The 287-nt window shown below is 64.8% G+C and carries 1 pseudogene; it reads right to left on the bottom strand.

What is annotated here, in order from left to right:
* Positions 1 to 127: 127 nt before the first annotated feature.
* Positions 128 to 287: pseudogene (locus SB816_RS30960) on the bottom strand (glutamine synthetase); the annotation flags it as partial.

The raw sequence follows: 287 nt of genomic DNA, 5'->3' as shown, positions 1-287 counted from the left end.
AGTCCGGTCCGGAGGCGGAATGTAGCTGAGTGAACCATTCGTCGCCGCGCCCGAACCAGCCCATCGCTGCGCCGGCGCTGGCCGCGCTCCGTTCGATCCTATCGCCTCCCCTTTCCCCTCGCGCCCCTCACACATGAAGCAGCAAATGACGGCGCTCCCACGAACTGATCACGCGGAAGAACGCCTCGTACTCCGTCTCCTTCAACGCCAGATACGCCTTCACGAACTTGTCGCCGAGAATGCCGGCGAGCGGTGTGCACGCGGCCATCAGCGAGATGCCCTCCTCG

Source organism: Achromobacter sp. SIMBA_011 (genome assembly GCF_046535435.1).
GTDB lineage: Bacteria > Pseudomonadota > Gammaproteobacteria > Burkholderiales > Burkholderiaceae_B > Achromobacter > Achromobacter dolens.
The sequence above is the reverse complement of the archived record's forward strand: the minus strand, read 5'-3'. Positions and strand labels throughout refer to the sequence as shown.